Raw genomic sequence first — 15129 nt, forward strand, 5'->3', positions numbered from 1 at the left:
ATGGGTTTGATGGTGTTGCTGGGCACGGCGGCGGCGTGGCCCGCCATGGCGGAGGCGCGGCCGCGAATCCTGACCCCGATGAGCGCACACGCCGTCCTGCAACGCGACCGCCCGATCATCGTCGAGGGCGCGGCCGGGGCGGGCGAGGGCGTCACCGTGACGCTGGGCGGCGCCAGCGCCACCGCGACCGCCGATGGCAAGGGCCATTGGCGCGCGACGCTGCCCGCCATGGCGGCGACCGCGACGCCGCTGACCCTGACCGCCACCGGCAGGGACGGTACGGCCGACACGATGGGCGACCTGCTGGTCGGCGATGTCTGGCTGTGTTCGGGCCAGTCCAACATGGAATATCCGACCAAGCAGGCGCTGAACGGCGAGGGGTTGGTCCAGGGCGCGGCCAATGACCGTATCCGCCTGCTCGACGTGGCGCATCATGTCGGCCTGTCCGCCGACGAGCCGCTGGAGAAGCGCCCGGTCTGGGCCGCCGCCTCGCCCGCCAGCGTCGCCGATTTCTCCGCGGCCTGTTACCTGATGGTCAAGGACCTGGCGGCCAAGGCGAATGTGCCGATGGGTGCGATCGATTCGAGCTGGGGCGGGACCAAGATCCTGCCCTGGATCGACGCGATCGACGCGCGCAAGCTGCCCGGCCTGAGCGCCGATGCCGACCTGCTGGCGCTCTATGCGCGCGATCATGCGGCGGGGCTGCGTAGCTTCGGCGAGCGCTGGGGCGACTGGTGGCGCAAGGCGAGCGGGACGAAACGCGGGCAGGAGCCGTGGAACGCCCCCGACCGGCTGAGCTGGACCCCGGTGCCCAAATTTTCTCCCTGGGAGGAATGGGGCGTGCCCGCGCTCGCCGATTATAACGGGCTGGTCTGGTTCCGTCAGGGCTTCGACCTGCCGACCGCGCCGACCGGCGATGGCGTGATCGAGCTGGCGGGCATCGACGAGCTGGATACCGTCTGGGTCAATGGCGTGGTCGTCGGGGCGACCTTCGGCTGGGGCGACTGGCGGCGCTATACCGTGCCGCGCTCGGCGCTGAAGAAGGGCCGCAACGAGATCCTTGTCGGGCTGGGCGATACCTATGGTCCGGGCGGCATGTTCGGTCCGGCCGACCGGATCCGGTTCACCCCTGCGGGCGGTGCGCCGATCCCGCTCGGCACCAGCTGGCGCTATTCCATCTACAAGGCGAACGACCAGAGTTATCCGCGCAGCCCCTGGGAAAGCCATGCCGGGTTGGGTACGCTGTATAATGGCATGATCGCGCCTTTGGGGCCGATCGGGTTGAAGGGCGTGGCCTGGTATCAGGGTGAGTCGGATGTCGGCCTGGCCAGCTATGGCGATCGTCTTGCGGCACTGATGACCGGCTGGCGGCGGCAGTTCCAGAGCCAGGACCTGCCTTTCCTGATCGTGCAACTGGCCAATTTCGGATCGCCGCCGGTCAAGATCGGCGACAGCGGCTGGGCGGCCTTGCGCGAGACGCAGCGGCTGGCGGTGTTGCGCGATGCCCATGCGGCGCTCGCGACGACGATCGATATCGGCGTGCGCAACGACATCCACCCGGCGGACAAGAACGAACTCGCCAAGCGGCTGGTCTTTGCGCAAGCCCGTCTGGAGGCGGGCGACCGCGCCAATGCGTCCGGGCCGATGATCGCCTCGGCCACCCGCGCGGGGGGTGAGGTGCTGCTGCGTTTCAACGGGGTGCAGGGGGCGCTTCATGCGTGGAGCGCAGACTCGCCGATCGGGTTCGAGCTGTGCGACGCCTCCGCCTGTCGTTATGCCAATGCGACGGTGAACGGGGCGGAGGTACGGCTGGCCGATGCGAAGCCCGGCGATGTGCGCGTGCGCTATGCCTGGGCCGATGCCCCAGTGGTCAATTTCTATGACGAAGCGCCGCATCCCGTGGTGCCGTTCGAGATGGCGATCACGGGGAACTGACCTAAAATTCCTCCCCTGTAAGGGGAGGGGGACCAGCGAAGCTGATGGAGGGGTGTCACCCCTATCGAGAGCGGGACACCCCTCCGTCAGGCTTCGCCTGCCACCTCCCCTTGCAGGGGAGGAAAAGTGGGAAAAACACCACCACCCGACGCGTTCGACCGACCAACGCCCCCAAAATGCGCTTGAAATAAAATGTCATCCGGTTGAAAGATAGCAACGACCCGAGCGGAATCGGGCGAAGCGTTGAGGAGAGAGCATGGCCGTGCCGCCAGAAGGCATTTCGCGCGCCAACCTGGCCCCGTTGCAACTGCACGTTCCCGAGCCGAAATTCCGGCCGGGCGATGCGGTCGACTTCGCCAGTGTCGAGGTTCCGCCCGCCGGTGCCCAGCGCCGCCCGGATACCGCCGCGCCCGCCGACAGCTTCCATGAACTCGCCTATACGCTGGTGCGCGTACTGGATAACGAGGGCCGCGCGGTCGGTCCCTGGGACCCCAAGCTCTCGCCTGATGGCCTGCGCCGGATGCTGCGCCACATGGTGCTGCTCCGCGCGTTCGACGAACGGATGTTCCGCGCGCAGCGGCAGGGCAAGACCAGCTTCTACATGAAGGCGCTGGGCGAGGAGGCGGTCGCCGTCGCCGCCGCCCATGCGCTGGATTATGAGGATATGTGCTTCCCGTCCTACCGCCAGCAGGGGCTGCTCATCGCGCGCGACTGGTCGCTGGTCGACATGATGAACCAGATCTATTCCAACAGCGCGGATCGGCTGGGCGGCAAGCAACTACCCATCATGTACTCCGCCAAGGAAGCCGGGTTCTTCTCGATCTCGGGCAATCTGACGACGCAATATCCGCAAGCCGTGGGCTGGGCGATGGCCTCCGCCGCCAAGGGCGATACCCGGATCGCGGCGGTGTGGTGCGGCGAGGGCTCGACGGCGGAGGGCGACTTCCACTCGGCCTGTACCTTCGCCGCCGTCTATCGCGCGCCCGTCGTGATGAACGTCGTCAACAACCAGTGGGCGATCTCCAGCTTCTCCGGCTTCGCGGGCGCGGAGGCGACGACCTTCGCCGCGCGCGCGATCGGCTATGGCATTGCGGGCCTGCGGGTCGATGGTAACGACGCGCTGGCGGTCTATGCCGCCACGCAATGGGCGGCCGAGCGGGCGCGGACCAACCAGGGGCCGACGCTGATCGAGCATTTCACCTATCGCACCGAAGGCCATTCGACCTCGGACGATCCGACCCAATATCGCTCGGCGGGCGAGCCGACCGCCTGGCCGCTGGGCGATCCGATCCGGCGGTTGAAGGATCACCTGGTCGGCCTGGGCGAGTGGGACGAAGAGCGCCACGCGACCCAGGACCGGGAAGTCGCCGAGGAAGTCCGCGCCGCGCAAAAGGCGGCCGAGGCGAACGGCATTCTCGGCCACGGTCTGCACCAGCCGCTCGACAGCCTGTTCGACGGCGTGTTCGAGGAGATGCCCTGGCATTTGCGCGAGCAGCGCCAGCAGATGCTCGACGAAGAGCAAGCGAGCGGACGGCCATGGGCGCGGAAATGAACCCCATCCAGCACCACCCCGGCGAAGGCCGGGGTCCAGTCGCCCCGTCCTCGCGACCGCAAGGCATCGCGCGCCTCCTGTCGTCTCGCACCTGGACCCCGGCCTTCGCCGGGGCGGAAGACAAACGATGAGCGATCTCAGCACCCAAACCGCCCCGGAAACGGGCGAAACCACCCGCATGAACATGATCCAGGCGATCAACTCCGCCATGGACGTGGTCATGGCGCGCGACCCGGATGTGGTCGTGATGGGCGAGGATGTCGGCTATTTCGGCGGCGTCTTCCGCGCCACCGCTGGCTTGCAGAAGAAATATGGCAAGACGCGCGTGTTCGACACGCCGATCACCGAATGCGGCATCATCGGCGTCGCGGTCGGCATGGGGGCGTACGGCCTGCGCCCGGTGCCGGAGATTCAGTTCGCTGACTATATCTATCCCGCGCTCGACCAACTCGTGTCGGAGGCGGCACGCCTGCGCTATCGCTCGGCAGGCGAGTTCACCGCGCCGATCACGGTACGCTCGCCCTTCGGCGGCGGCATCTTCGGCGGCCAGACGCACAGCCAGTCGCCAGAGGGCATCTTCACCCATGTCTCGGGCATCAAGACGGTGATCCCCGCCACGCCCTATGACGCCAAGGGCCTGCTGATCGCCGCGATAGAGGACAATGACCCCGTCCTCTTCTTCGAGCCGAAGCGCATCTATAACGGCCCCTTCAACGGCCATTGGGATCGCCCGGCGGAGAATTGGTCGAAGCATCCCGGTGGCGAGGTCCCCACCGGCTATTACAAGATCCCGCTGGGCAAGGCGGCGACGGTGCGCGCAGGGGAAGCGGTGACGATCCTGTGCTATGGCACGATGGTCCATGTCTGCGCCGCCGTGGTCGCCGATCTGGGCGTCGATGCCGAGATCATCGACCTGCGCACCCTCGTCCCGCTCGACATCGAGGCGATCGAGGCGTCGGTGAAGAAGACTGGCCGCTGCATGATCGTTCACGAGGCGACGCGCACCGGCGGTTACGGCGCCGAGCTGTCCGCGCTGGTCCAGGAACGCTGTTTTTACCATCTCGAAGCGCCGATCGCGCGCGTGACCGGCTTCGACACGCCCTATCCGCACAGCCTGGAATGGGCCTATTTCCCCGGCCCGGTCCGTATCGGCCAGGCGCTCAAGACCTTGTTGAAGGACGCCTGACATGGCTCGTTTCACCTTCCGCCTGCCCGATATCGGCGAAGGCATTTCCGAGGCCGAGATCGTCGCCTGGCACGTGCAACTCGGCGACCGGGTCGAGGAGGATCAGTCGGTCGCCGACATGATGACCGACAAGGCCACGGTCGAGATGGAATCCCCCGTGTCGGGCACCGTCGTCGAACTGGCGGGCGAGGTCGGCGACCAGGTGCCGATCGGATCGGCGCTGATGGTGATCGAAACCGATGCGGTGGAAGAGGCTTCACCCGCGACGCAAGAGGCGGTGCTGGAAGCCGAAAACCCCGGCGTCGAAGAAGCGCCCACTCCCTCTCCCCTCGTGGGAGAGGGCCGGGGTGAGGGGGCGTCGCAAGCTACGCCCCCTGCCGAATCCCCTGTCGCCACCCCTCACCCCGACCCTCTCCCACAAGGGGAGAGGGAGCAGGAGAAGAAGGTGCTGGCCTCGCCCGCCGTCCGGGCGCGCGCGTTGGATCTGGGCGTCGACCTCGCCAGCGTAAAGCCCGCCGAGGGCGACCGGGTGCGCCATGCGGACCTCGACGCTTTCCTGCGCTATGGGGCGGGCCAGGGCTACACCCCCGCCCGTGCCCCCCGCGCCGACGAAGCGGTGCGCGTCATCGGGATGCGCCGCCGCATCGCCGAGAATATGGCCGCCTCCAAGCGTGCCATCCCGCACTTCACCTATGTCGAGGAAATCGACGTCACCGCGCTGGAGGAGACACGCGCACAGCTGAACGCAGGGCGCGGCAACCGGCCCAAGCTGACGATGCTGCCGCTGCTGATCGTCGCGATCTGCAAGACCCTGCCCGACTTCCCGATGCTCAACGCGCGCTATGACGACGAGGCGGGCGTGGTGAACCGCTCGGGGGCCGTCCATATGGGCATGGCGACGCAGACTCCCGCCGGGCTGATGGTCCCGGTCATCCGCAACGCCGAGAGCCGCAATGTCTGGCAACTCGCGACCGAGATCGGCCGTCTCGCCGAAGCGGCGCGCGCGGGTAGCATCGCCAGCGGCGACATGGGCGGCGGCACGATCACCCTGACCTCGCTCGGGCCGCTCGGCGGGATCGCGACGACGCCGGTCATCAACCGGCCCGAGGTCGCGATCATCGGCCCCAACCGCATCGTCGAGCGGCCCGTTTTCCGCTCCGACGGGCGCGGCGGCGAGACGATCGCGCGCGCCAAGCTGATGAACCTGTCGATCAGCTGCGACCACCGGGTCGTCGATGGTTACGATGCGGCGAGCTATGTCCAGGCGTTGAAGAAGTTGCTGGAAACGCCGGTGATGCTGTTCGCGGATTGAGGTTGCGCGCTGGGCGAAGGCGGGGCGTGCGCTTCGACTTCGCTCAGCGTGAACGGCTGTTGGTGTTTTTTCCCAACATCCGTTCAGCCTGAGCGAAGTCGAAGGCCATGAGTGAACCTATCCGCCAGGCATGCGTCCTCCCCCCGAAACAGGAGGACGCCATGCGCGGAATGACGGCGGGATCGCTGGAAATGACGTCGGACGGGACGGTGCGCGGAATGGTCGGCGGTGACGTTCTCGTCGCCTCCGGTGTCCACGCCACGATCAAGGGCATGGTCGCAGGCGACGTCATCGTCGAGCGCGGCGCATCGGTGCGGATCACCGGCATGGTATCGGGCCGGGTCGTCAATCTGGGCGGCGCGGTCGAGGTCGACGGGATGGTCGCGGGCTAACCCCCCGGCTTGCCATCGGTCCCCCAAGCGTGAAGAGGGGGCGGCATGACGACCGCTCAACCCGCGCGCACCGGCCTGTTGCTGGGCATCGGCGCCTATGTCAGCTGGGGCATATTGCCGCTCTATCTCAAGCTGCTGAAGGGCGTGCCCGCGCTTCAGGTGCTGGCGCACCGCATCCTGTGGTCGCTCCTTCTGCTCGCGGTCGTCGTGCTGGTCGCGCGACGCGGCAAGGCCATCGTCGCGGCGGCGCGTGGCCGTACCTTGCTGCTGCTCTGCGCCAGCGCGGCGCTGATCGCGCTCAACTGGCTGGTCTATATCTGGTCGGTGCAGAACAACCATGTTCTGGAAGCCAGCCTGGGCTATTTCATCAACCCGCTGGTCAATGTCGTGCTGGGCGTCACCCTGCTCGGCGAGCGAATCCGGCGGGGGCAGGCGATCGCGGTCGGCATCGCAGGCGCCGGCGTGGCGGTGCTGGCGATCAATGGCGGCGGCGCGATCGGTATTTCGCTCGCACTGGCGCTGTCCTTCGGTTTCTATGGTTTCGTCCGCAAGATCGCGGCGATCGATGCGCTGGGCGGCCTGACGGTCGAGACATTGTTGCTCGCCGCGCCTGCGCTGTTCGTGCTGTTCCAGGCGAGCGGCGATGGCACGGCGGCATTCGGGGTGGACCGGCATCTCGACATGCTGCTGATCCTGGCGGGCGCGGTGACGGCGGCCCCCCTCCTGATGTTCGCGGCGGCCGCGCGGCGGATGCGTTACACGACGCTCGGCCTGCTGCAATATATCGCCCCGACCCTGCAATTCGCGCAGGCGGTGCTGCTGTTCGGCGAGCCGCTCAAGCCGGTCCATATCGTCACTTTCGTGCTGATCTGGTTGGGGTGCGGGCTCTACGCCTTCGACAGCGTGCGGGGCAGCCGCAGCGACCAATAGGTTCGCGCAGACGACGCAGGGAGAGATCGCCCAGTCGCGAACTGCCTTCCTTTTTCATCGGCGCGGCTTTGTCTGCCGATCGATAGGGCGGAGGCTGGTGTGTCTCTTCCAGACATCTCTGCGTCCTCCGCGCCTCCGCGCGAACAAAACCTATTTGCGCCCGCTTTGAAGCCTGGCGACGGCCCGCCGCAGCACCCCGCGCGGCGCAACCCGCGTGCTGGCGGCGGTCAGTCGGTTGAGCAGCCCCGACACCATCACCGCCTGCCCCCGCTCCAGCGCGGCAAGGCCGTCGCGCACCACCTGTTCCGACCCGGCGGCGAAGCGCTCGAACAGCGGTGTCTCGGCCATGCCCGCCACATCGGCGAACTCGGTCCTGGTCGGCCCAGGGCACAACGCCGTCACCGCTACGCCACGCCCTTTCACCTCCTCATGCAGCGCCTCGGAAAAGTGCAGCACGAACGCCTTGCTGGCATAATAGACCGCCATATACGGCCCCGGCTGAAACGCGGCGGTCGAGGCGACGTTCAGCACACGCCCGCGCCCGCGTGCCAGCATCGGCGGCAGCATGGCGTGGGTCAGCATCACCAGCGCCCGCACATTGAGGTCGATCATCCCCGTCTGCGTCGCCAGATCGCTGTCGGCAAAGTCATCCAGCGCGCCAAAGCCGGCATTGTTGATGAGCGTGTCCACAACCAGGCCCCGGTCGGCGATCCCGTCGAGCAGCGTCTTGACCCCTTCGGGCCGCCCCAGATCGGCGGAGATGACATGCACCTCGACATCCGGCCGCGCGCCCAGTTCCTGTGCCAGGGCCGCCAGCCGGTCCGTTCGCCGGGCGGTCAGCACCAGCGTCGCCGGCTTGCGGGCCAGCGCCCGCGCGAAATCCGCGCCCAGCCCGGCGGAGGCGCCGGTAATCAGGATGGTGTCGGGCATCGCCATATCCCCAAAAGGGGCGGCCATCCCTTCGGCCAGCCGCCGGTCAATCCAGGTCCTTAGCAATCCGCATCTGGCGGACGGGTTCCATCGGATGACATGGGGAGATCGGGCGGGGCGAGAATGGGGGAAAGGGCGGCCCGTTTTCCAGGCCGCCCGGCATCCCCTCCCGGCACGGAGCCCGAGGGCTCCCGACGCCTAGGCGTCGTCCCGTTATCGGCCGATCACCTGACATGGCCATTGTCTAGTCCGGTCGGGGGGACGGGCTCAAGTACCTCTTCCTGCCCGCCCGCACTATGCTTCGTTGCTGTGTCTTTCGAGCAACGGGTATGGCGCTGGCCTCTGGTGCCGAAGCCGGTCTAATAGAAGGTCATGACTATCGAAATCCGCCATGACGGGCCTGTCGCCATCCTGACGTTACGGAATCCGCCCAATAATCACCTGGGGCTGGGAACCATTTCGCAATTGGCGGATGCGTTCGACGATGTGGATTCGGACCCCGCGATTCGTGCGATCCTGCTTCGATCAGAGGGTCGGGTATTCTGCGCAGGCGCCGACCTGGTCCATGCGAACCCGGTCGCCGAGCCGTTGCCGCCGGGCAAGCGCAGCCCCTTCTACATGGCGGCGGCGCGGCTGTTCGGCGTAGCGACGCCGGTGGTCGCGGCGGTGCAAGGCGCGGCGGTCGGGGCCGGACTGGGGCTGGCGCTGGTCGCCGATTTCCGTATCGCGACGCCCGAGGCGCGTTTCGTGGCGAACTTCGTCCAGCTCGGGCTGCATCCGGGCTTTGGCATCTCGGCGGTGCTGGAACGGGTGATCGGGCGCCAGCGCGCGGCGATGATGCTGCTGACCGGGCGGCGCATCCGGGGCGAGGAGGCCGAGCGCTGGGGGCTGGTCGACCAGCTGGTATCGGCCGAAGCGCTGCAGGCGACCGCATTGGCGCTGGCGCAGGAGATCGCCGCCGCCGCGCCGTTGGCGGTGGCGTCGACGCGGCGGACCCTGCGCGGCGATCTGCGCGCGCTGGTCGAGGCGACGACCGATCATGAACTGGCCGAGCAGGCCAAGCTGATGCGGACCGAGGATTTTACCGAAGGCGTGCGCGCGGTGACCGAGCGGCGGCCGGGGCGGTTCGTGGGGCGGTAAAAGCCCCCCGTCCCTATGACCGCCCTCCGTTCAGCCTGAGCGAAGTCGAAGGCCACGCTGCCCCATAGCGGCCAAGCCCAAATCCCTCTCGGCGAGGTTTTCCCTTGGCCTTCGACTTCGCTCAGGCTGAACGGGGGCCGGGAAGGCCTCAGCCCTTGCGCGTCGCCATTTCAGCCTGACGCGCGGGCAGGGCCGCCAGAATCGCGCGGCGTTCCTCGGCGGGCTTGGCGCTCCAGTTCGAAATCTCGCGGATGGTGCGCGCGCAGCCCAGGCACCAGCCGGTCGCCTTGTCCATCGTGCAGACCAGGACGCATGGGCTGGCGAGGCTCGTCGGTTGCGGCTCGACGAAGCTGATGATGTCGAGCGACATCGGATCAGATCCCGAACGAGACCTTCAGGAAGTCCGGGATCGGGCCGTTCCAGCCGCCATCATCGGGTGCTTCGTCTGCATTGGAACGGCGACGATCGCGGCGATCGTCCCGACGCGGTGCCCGCGGCTCTTCGAAGCGAGGCTGTTCGCGGCGCGGCTCTTCGCCACGCGTCCGGGCAGGACGGGCGCGGGGGGCTTCCTCGACGGTCTCGGTTTCCGCTTCCACCGTCTCGATCTCGGCCGGGCGGACGCTGCGATCGCGGCGCGTGCGCCGGGCGGGGCGTTCCTCTTCGGCGGGGGCGGGGAGTTCGAGGCGGTCGATCTTCTGCCCCGTCAGCTTCTCGATATTCTCGAGATTCTCGGCGTCATCGGGCGCGACGAAGGTATAGGCGGTGCCGGTCGCGCCGCCGCGGCCGGTGCGGCCGATGCGGTGGACATAATCGTCCGGGTGCCAGGGTGCGTCGAAGTTGAAGACGTGGCTGACGCCCTTGATGTCCAGCCCGCGCGCCGCGACGTCGGAGGCGACCAGGATGTTGATGTCGCCGCGCTTGAACAGCTCCAGCTCGGCCAGGCGTTGCGGCTGTTCCATGTCGCCATGGATTTCGCCCGAGCGGAAACCGTGCTGCTTGAGCGATTTGTTCAGCTCGCGCACCGTCGTCTTGCGGTTGCAGAAGATGATCGCGTTGCGAACCTCTTCCTGACCGAGCAGCTGGCGCAGGCGCTTGCGCTTCTCGAACGACTGGGGGGCGACGGGCACCACGAACTGGGCGATGTTGATGTTGGTCGAGGCGGGACGCGCGACCTCGATCGTCTTGGGATTTTCCAGGAACTTGTCGGCCAGCTTCTTGATCGGCGGCGGCATCGTCGCGGAAAACAGCAGCGTCTGGCGCTGCTTGGGCAGCTTGGTGCAGATTTCCTCGATATCGGGGATGAAGCCCATGTCGAGCATCCGGTCCGCCTCGTCGATGACCAGCATCGAACAACCGGTCAGCAGGATGTTGCCGCGCTGGAACAGGTCCATCAACCGGCCCGGCGTCGCGATCAGCACGTCGACGCCCTTTTCGAGCGCCTTGATCTGGTCGCCCATCGAGACGCCGCCGATCAGCAGCGCCATCGAGAGCTTTTGGCCAGCGCCGTATTTCTCGAAATTCTCGGCCACCTGCGCGGCGAGTTCGCGCGTCGGCTCCAGGATCAGGCTGCGCGGCATCCGTGCGCGACTGCGGCCATGCGCCAGGATGTCGATCATCGGCAGGACAAAGGCGGCGGTCTTGCCCGTGCCCGTCTGCGCGATGCCGATGATGTCGCGCATCATCAGCACGGAGGGGATGGCGGAGGCCTGGATCGGCGTCGGCTCGGTATAGCCGGCGTCGGTGACCGTCTTGAGAAGTTCATCGGAGAGGCCGAGATCGGCAAAGCTCATGCAATTTTCCGGAATTTGGTGCGGAATGGGAATCGCCCCGCACGCGCCCAGCAGCTTATGCCGCTTGCGGATTTGGGGGCAAAAGTCAAGTTTTCCACATGGGGGAGGGATGGCAGTCCCGCAAATTCCCGCCTTTTTCTTCTTCCTCCCCTCCCGCAGGCGGGAGGGGCCGGGGAAGGGCAGGGGGTCTCACCGAGCCTGTCGCCTGTGGCCTTCCCTCCCCCATCCCCTCCCGCCTGCGGGAGGGGCGTGCTTGTGGCGAGAGCCAGTGCTAATTCCAGCGAATGGCTGGAGGTGCCGCGGTTCGTAGGATTTTTTCAGCGCGCCGGAACCAGGCTACGGAACCGCTCGATCTCGCAGGTACGGCCCGCACGGGTGCGGATCGGGTCGCGGTCGGCGCAAATGCGGCCGTCGGGGCCGGGGCGGATATAGAAGCTGGAATAATAATCGAGCTGGCGACAGGCGCGGACCAGCCGGGCGCGCACCCGCTTGCCGCCGGTCAGCACGATATCGACCGCACCCTCCTCGGCGGGCAGCGCGCCCGCCAGATCCTGGGCGGCGATGCAGCGGGGGCCTTTGCGCTCCTTCCAACGGATCGGGGTGACGGGCGCCGATGCGGCACGGGGGACGCGGATGACGACGCGCTCGCGAATGACGACCTGCGCATAATGCACGGATTCGCGCCGATCGCTCGCGCCCAGCAGGGCGGGTGTCATCAGCGCGATGGCAGCAAGGTTTCGATGGCGGCGCAGCATGTCAGCAGAGTCCCTTCATAGGGCCGATGATTGAACGCTTTATGAACCTGACCTAACTGACCCACGTCATGACTCCCGCCCAGACCGCAATGCTCCAGGCCCTGAGCCCCATTTTGGGCGACAAGGGCATCGTCACCGACCCCGCGCTGATCGCGCCATGGGAAGTGGACTGGCGCCGCCGCTTTTCCGGCCATGCCCCCGCGATCCTCGCCCCCGCCGACACGGGCCAGGTGCAGGCGGTGCTGCGCGCGGCGGCCGAGCACCGCGTACCGCTGGTGCCGCAGGGGGGGAACAGTTCGATGGTCGGGGGCGCGACGCCGCCCGCTGACGGATCGGCGATGATCCTGTCCACCCGGCGGATGAACCGCATCCGGCGGATCGACGCGGGGGCGGGCATGGTGGTGGCCGAGGCGGGCGTGATCCTGGCCGACCTCCACGCCGCCGCCGAGGCGGAGGGGACGCGCTTTCCGCTGACCCTGGGGGCAAAGGGCAATGCGACCGTCGGCGGTCTCGTCTCGACCAATGCGGGCGGGACGCAGGTGCTGCGCTTCGGCACGATGCGCGGGCTGACCCTGGGCGTGGAGGCGGTGCTGCCCGACGGGTCGCTCTATGACGGGCTGTCGGCGCTGAAGAAGGACAATCGCGGATATGACCTCGGCCAGCTGCTGATCGGCGCGGAGGGGACGCTGGGCATCGTTACCGCCGCCGCGCTGCGGCTGGCGCCGGGGATCGTGCGGGGCGCGACCGCCTGGGTCGGGCTGGCCGATCCGGCGGCGGGGCTGGCCCTGCTGCGCCGGTTGCAGGCGGCGAGCGACATGATCGAGAGCTTCGAGATCATGCCCGCCGAAAGCCTGGCCGCCGCCGTCGCGCATCTGCCCGGCGCGCGTGCGCCGCTGGAGGGCACGCATCCCTGGCACGTCCTGATCGAGGCGGTGACGGGCGATGCCCATGCCGACCCCGCCGCGATGCTGGAGGCGCAACTGGCCCGCGCGTTGGAGGACGGAGTCGCCGCCGATGCGGTGATCGCGGCCTCGGAAGCACAAGGACAGGCCTTCTGGCTGCTCCGTCATTCGCTCTCCGATGCCGAGCGGGCGCTGGGTGCGGCGGTGCAGCACGACATCGCGGTGCCGGTCGACGCCATGCCGCGCTTCATGGTCGAGGCGGCGGCGGCGTGCGACGCGCGTTTCCCCGGCACTCATGCCTCGGGCTTCGGGCATCTGGGCGACGGCAATATCCATTTCCACGTTCGCGCCGCCCCCGGTGCCGATCGCGACCGTTTCTATGCCGAGGAGGCCGCGACGATCACTCGCTTCGTCCATGATCTGGTGATGGCGGCGGGCGGCACGATTTCGGCCGAACACGGCATCGGCCAGATGAAGCGCGATGAACTCGCCCGCCTCTCGCCCGAGCGGGTCGCGGCGATCCGCGCCATCAAGACGGCGCTCGATCCGCACGGTCTGTTCAATCCCGGCAAGCTCGTCGCTTGCGCATGAGGCGCTAGGCCCATAGACACGGGGCCAGGACACGCGGCCGGGGGGCTCGTGTGGTTCAAGTTTTTTGGAGAATATCATGGCGAGCGCGCCGTCCCTTCCGCTTTTCTACAACGGCTTGGAGCCGCTTTCGAGCGAGGCTCATGCGAACTACAAGGTTCGCCCGCAGGAGACCGCGCCCTTCCTGGTCGGCCAGCACGCCATCCCCGTCACCGTGGACGAATTCCCGCTGGTGCAGCGCTTCATGCCGATCGTCTTTTCGGTCGGCGATCAGCCGATCCCGCTGGCGCTGATGGGCCTGAACGAGGGGGTGAACGTCTTCGTCGATGACGAAGGCCGCCTGACCGAGACGAACTTCTACGTCCCCGCCTATATCCGCCGCTATCCGTACATGCTGGCGCGCCTGCGTCCGGAATCGGAAGAGCTGTCGCTGTGCTTCGACCCGACCTCGCCGACGATCGGCGCGTTCGACGACGGCGACGCGCTGTTCGACGGCAACCAGCCGAGCGAGCTGACCAAGAACATCCTCCAGTTCAACGAATCGTTCGAACAGGCGGGCGCCCGCACCCAGAACTTCATGAAGGAACTGGGCGAAATGGGTCTGCTGATGGACGGCGAAGTCTCGATCCAGCCGGACGGCGCCGAGCAGCCCTTCGTCTATCGCGGCTTCCAGATGATCAACGAGGAAAAGCTGGTCGACCTGCGCGGCGACCAGCTGCGCAAGATGAGCCAGTCGGGCATGCTCCCGCTGCTCTATGCGCACCTCTTCTCGCTCTCGCTGATGCGCGACATCTTCGCCCGTCAGGCGCAGCTGGGCAAGATGCCGCAGCCGCAGCTTCAGCCGGTCGGCTGATCCGATGCGCGGGCCGGTCGTTTCCGCCAGTCCGCGCTACAGCCAGGTCGCGATCGTCTTTCACTGGACGATCGCGACCCTGGTTGCGGCGAACCTCGCCATCGGCCTGCTCCATGAGAGCCTGCTGCCCGGCACCATTCCGCTGCACAAGGCGATCGGCCTGACCGTGCTGGCGCTGACCGCGGCACGGATCGTCTGGCGCATGGGCCACCGCCCGCCGCCGCTGCCCGCTGAAATCCCGGGCTGGGCGCGGGGAAGTGCCCATGCGCTCCACGCCACGCTCTATTTCCTCATGATCGCCATGCCGATGACCGGCTGGGCGATGGGCTCCGGCCGCGACGTGCCGCGCCCCGTCAGCTGGTTCGGGCTGTTCGACGTGCCGCCCCTGCCCATCGGCAAGGCCGCCGCCGGCCTCGGGCACGAGGCGCATGAGATCCTCGGCTGGGTCATGCTGGCGCTCGTGCTGATCCATGTCGCGGCGGCGCTGCGCCACCATTTCCTGCTGCGCGACGGCCTGCTCGCCCGGATGAGTTTCCGGCGGGGCTGAAATTCCTAATCGGGGCTTCTGGTAAAGCGCCCCAGTCTATTCCGGAAAGGATGGAATAGCGGGACGCGTTCCATAATCCCGAATGGCGTGATGTGGGACTTAGAGTTGAAAGCGATCAGCATTGCACGGTTTTAGCCCCTCCCCTTCAGGGGAGGGGTGAGCAGAGTTGATCGTTTTCGACTCTAGCTGCCGTTCCGCATTGCAACTGGGATCGTTCGCGTATGCCGAAAGCGGTCACTTCTAAAGCGTCTTTAGCCCCGCGCTGCCATTTCCGCTACGTCGGGAGCCAAGCCCTCTCTAACGGCTTCTACTTCTCT

The 15129-nt window shown here is 67.4% G+C and carries 14 protein-coding genes; 10 read left to right on the top strand and 4 right to left on the bottom strand.

The annotated features are described in order from the left end of the window. The 6 genes from SP5_RS05995 (at nt 1) to rarD (ending at nt 7307) form a co-directional block, all read left to right on the top strand. A complete protein-coding gene (locus SP5_RS05995; RefSeq protein WP_042485502.1) occupies nt 1-1935 on the top strand; it encodes a sialate O-acetylesterase in 1935 nt (644 codons plus the stop codon). Nucleotides 1936-2191: 256 nt separating this feature from the next. Beyond that, nucleotides 2192-3487: a 3-methyl-2-oxobutanoate dehydrogenase (2-methylpropanoyl-transferring) subunit alpha gene (locus SP5_RS06000; RefSeq protein ID WP_042485504.1), complete on the top strand. Its 1296-nt coding sequence runs from the start codon at nt 2192-2194 to the stop codon at nt 3485-3487. Nucleotides 3488-3665: 178 nt separating this feature from the next. After that, nucleotides 3666-4673 carry an alpha-ketoacid dehydrogenase subunit beta gene (locus tag SP5_RS06005; protein ID WP_042485779.1) on the top strand — a complete coding sequence of 336 codons (1008 nt, stop codon included), beginning with the start codon at nt 3666-3668 and terminating at the stop codon, nt 4671-4673. Between the two features lies 1 nt (nt 4674). Beyond that, nucleotides 4675-5985 (top strand): dihydrolipoamide acetyltransferase family protein, encoded by a 1311-nt coding sequence (locus SP5_RS06010; RefSeq protein ID WP_042485506.1) that lies wholly within the window; start codon nt 4675-4677, stop codon nt 5983-5985. Nucleotides 5986-6146: 161 nt separating this feature from the next. Then, nucleotides 6147-6377: a hypothetical protein gene (locus tag SP5_RS06015; RefSeq protein WP_042485510.1), complete on the top strand. Its 231-nt coding sequence runs from the start codon at nt 6147-6149 to the stop codon at nt 6375-6377. Nucleotides 6378-6422: 45 nt separating this feature from the next. Continuing rightward, the gene (rarD, locus tag SP5_RS06020; RefSeq protein WP_042485513.1) at nt 6423-7307 is read left to right on the top strand and encodes an EamA family transporter RarD; all 885 of its coding nucleotides are present in this window, start codon (nt 6423-6425) and stop codon (nt 7305-7307) included. 150 nt (nt 7308-7457) lie between these two features. Here rarD and SP5_RS06025 read toward each other — a convergent pair whose 3' ends face one another. After that, on the bottom strand, nt 7458-8237 hold the full coding sequence (locus tag SP5_RS06025; RefSeq protein ID WP_052811438.1) for an SDR family NAD(P)-dependent oxidoreductase: 780 nt from the start codon (nt 8235-8237) through the stop codon (nt 7458-7460). 372 nt (nt 8238-8609) lie between these two features. Between SP5_RS06025 and SP5_RS06030 the strand changes: the two genes are divergently transcribed. After that, the gene (locus tag SP5_RS06030; protein ID WP_042485517.1) at nt 8610-9377 is read left to right on the top strand and encodes an enoyl-CoA hydratase/isomerase family protein; all 768 of its coding nucleotides are present in this window, start codon (nt 8610-8612) and stop codon (nt 9375-9377) included. A gap of 148 nt (nt 9378-9525) precedes the next feature. Here SP5_RS06030 and SP5_RS06035 read toward each other — a convergent pair whose 3' ends face one another. The 3 genes from SP5_RS06035 to SP5_RS06045 all read right to left on the bottom strand — a co-directional run bounded on the left by SP5_RS06035 (nt 9526) and on the right by SP5_RS06045 (nt 11922). Beyond that, a complete protein-coding gene (locus tag SP5_RS06035) occupies nt 9526-9747 on the bottom strand; it encodes a DUF1289 domain-containing protein (RefSeq protein WP_042485521.1) in 222 nt (73 codons plus the stop codon). 4 nt (nt 9748-9751) lie between these two features. Next, nucleotides 9752-11167 carry a DEAD/DEAH box helicase gene (locus SP5_RS06040; protein ID WP_042485522.1) on the bottom strand — a complete coding sequence of 472 codons (1416 nt, stop codon included), beginning with the start codon at nt 11165-11167 and terminating at the stop codon, nt 9752-9754. Between the two features lie 317 nt (nt 11168-11484). Beyond that, nucleotides 11485-11922 (bottom strand): hypothetical protein, encoded by a 438-nt coding sequence (locus tag SP5_RS06045; protein ID WP_042485523.1) that lies wholly within the window; start codon nt 11920-11922, stop codon nt 11485-11487. 68 nt (nt 11923-11990) lie between these two features. On the opposite strand from SP5_RS06045, the gene SP5_RS06050 reads away from it, so the two are divergent. The 3 genes from SP5_RS06050 (at nt 11991) to SP5_RS06060 (ending at nt 14812) form a co-directional block, all read left to right on the top strand. Further along, nucleotides 11991-13415 carry an FAD-binding oxidoreductase gene (locus SP5_RS06050; RefSeq protein ID WP_042485526.1) on the top strand — a complete coding sequence of 475 codons (1425 nt, stop codon included), beginning with the start codon at nt 11991-11993 and terminating at the stop codon, nt 13413-13415. Between the two features lie 76 nt (nt 13416-13491). Beyond that, on the top strand, nt 13492-14265 hold the full coding sequence (locus tag SP5_RS06055; RefSeq protein WP_042485781.1) for a SapC family protein: 774 nt from the start codon (nt 13492-13494) through the stop codon (nt 14263-14265). Nucleotides 14266-14269: 4 nt separating this feature from the next. After that, the gene (locus SP5_RS06060; protein ID WP_042485531.1) at nt 14270-14812 is read left to right on the top strand and encodes a cytochrome b; all 543 of its coding nucleotides are present in this window, start codon (nt 14270-14272) and stop codon (nt 14810-14812) included. The last annotated feature ends 317 nt before the right edge of the window (nt 14813-15129 follow it).

Origin of the sequence: Sphingomonas parapaucimobilis NBRC 15100, from assembly GCF_000787715.1 — a bacterium.
GTDB lineage: Bacteria > Pseudomonadota > Alphaproteobacteria > Sphingomonadales > Sphingomonadaceae > Sphingomonas > Sphingomonas parapaucimobilis.

Bases quoted from the DNA above. Each gene is read 5' to 3' on its own strand.
- SP5_RS05995 (WP_042485502.1), top strand. From the start codon at position 1: ATGGGTTTGATGGTGTTGCTGGGCACGGCGGCGGCGTGGCCCGCCATG.
- rarD (WP_042485513.1), top strand. From the start codon at position 6,423: ATGACGACCGCTCAACCCGCGCGCACCGGCCTGTTGCTGGGCATCGGC.
- SP5_RS06040 (WP_042485522.1), bottom strand. From the start codon at position 11,167: ATGAGCTTTGCCGATCTCGGCCTCTCCGATGAACTTCTCAAGACGGTC.
- SP5_RS06025 (WP_052811438.1), bottom strand. From the start codon at position 8,237: ATGCCCGACACCATCCTGATTACCGGCGCCTCCGCCGGGCTGGGCGCG.
- SP5_RS06035 (WP_042485521.1), bottom strand. From the start codon at position 9,747: ATGTCGCTCGACATCATCAGCTTCGTCGAGCCGCAACCGACGAGCCTC.
- SP5_RS06005 (WP_042485779.1), top strand. From the start codon at position 3,666: ATGAACATGATCCAGGCGATCAACTCCGCCATGGACGTGGTCATGGCG.
- SP5_RS06060 (WP_042485531.1), top strand. From the start codon at position 14,270: ATGCGCGGGCCGGTCGTTTCCGCCAGTCCGCGCTACAGCCAGGTCGCG.
- SP5_RS06055 (WP_042485781.1), top strand. From the start codon at position 13,492: ATGGCGAGCGCGCCGTCCCTTCCGCTTTTCTACAACGGCTTGGAGCCG.
- SP5_RS06000 (WP_042485504.1), top strand. From the start codon at position 2,192: ATGGCCGTGCCGCCAGAAGGCATTTCGCGCGCCAACCTGGCCCCGTTG.
- SP5_RS06015 (WP_042485510.1), top strand. From the start codon at position 6,147: ATGCGCGGAATGACGGCGGGATCGCTGGAAATGACGTCGGACGGGACG.
- SP5_RS06045 (WP_042485523.1), bottom strand. From the start codon at position 11,922: ATGCTGCGCCGCCATCGAAACCTTGCTGCCATCGCGCTGATGACACCC.
- SP5_RS06030 (WP_042485517.1), top strand. From the start codon at position 8,610: ATGACTATCGAAATCCGCCATGACGGGCCTGTCGCCATCCTGACGTTA.
- SP5_RS06010 (WP_042485506.1), top strand. From the start codon at position 4,675: ATGGCTCGTTTCACCTTCCGCCTGCCCGATATCGGCGAAGGCATTTCC.
- SP5_RS06050 (WP_042485526.1), top strand. From the start codon at position 11,991: ATGACTCCCGCCCAGACCGCAATGCTCCAGGCCCTGAGCCCCATTTTG.